We start from the raw sequence: 953 nt of genomic DNA, 5'->3' as shown, positions 1-953 counted from the left end.
TCGACGGTGCCGGCGCATTCATAGTTCACATGCGCACAGATTCTGCGGCCCAGATCACAGATCTCGGCCCGCTGGTCTTCGCTCAGGTAAGGCGCCGGGGCGCGCTCCACGACTTTCTGGTTGCGGCGCTGGACTGAGCAATCCCGCTCGAACAGGTGATAGATCTCACCGTGCTTGTCGCCAAGGATCTGCACCTCGACGTGGCGGGCGCGGGTGATCATCTTTTCGAGATAGCCCTCGCCATTGCCAAAGGCGGCCTCGGCCTCGCGGCGGCCTTCCATAACTTTCTCTTCCAGCTCAGCCTCGGAGAGGATCGGCCGCATGCCGCGACCGCCACCGCCCCAGGAAGCCTTGAGCATCAAGGGATAGCCGACCTCACCCGCTTCCTTGCGGATGGCGTCCATGTCATCGCCCAGCACCTCGGTCGCGGGAATGACCGGCACGCCAGCCTCGATCGCGACGCGCCGCGCCGAGGCCTTGTCGCCAAGGGCGCGCATCGTCTCGGCCTTGGGGCCGATGAAGGTGATGCCGTTGCGGGCGCAGGCATCGACGAAATCGGGGTTTTCGGACAACAGACCATAGCCCGGATGGATCGCATCTGCGCCGCTTTCCTTGGCAACGCGGATGATCTCGTCAATCGACAGATAGGCCGCCACAGGCCCCAAGCCTTCGCCGATCCGGTAAGCCTCATCCGCCTTGAACCGGTGCAGGCCCAGCTTGTCCTCCTCGGCGAAGACCGCAACGGTCTTCTTGCCCATTTCATTCGCAGCCCGCATCACGCGGATCGCTATCTCGCCGCGGTTGGCGATCAGAATTTTCGAAAAGCGCTGCATGTGTGGCCTCCGTCAGGCAAGTTGGTCGCCCGCCCTTGCAATCGGGCCATGGGCGGGCCGGAGCCAGGGCTTTTAGCCCAGTTTTTCGGTGAGTTCGGGGACGGCCTGGAACAGGTCTGC

At 63.6% G+C, this 953-nt stretch carries 1 protein-coding gene; it reads right to left on the bottom strand.

Features of this window, described 5'->3' with window-relative positions; translation table 11 throughout:
- Positions 1 to 833, bottom strand: an 833-nt coding sequence (locus tag C6W91_RS21045) for a biotin carboxylase N-terminal domain-containing protein (protein WP_370571596.1), incomplete at its 3' end; no start/stop codon positions are given.
- Positions 834 to 953: the final 120 nt, after the last annotated feature.

Source organism: Phaeobacter sp. SYSU ZJ3003 (genome assembly GCF_041300735.1).
In the GTDB taxonomy this organism is placed as follows: Bacteria; Pseudomonadota; Alphaproteobacteria; order Rhodobacterales; family Rhodobacteraceae; genus Phycobacter; species Phycobacter gallaeciensis_A.
This window is presented reverse-complemented; position numbering and strand designations above follow the sequence as displayed.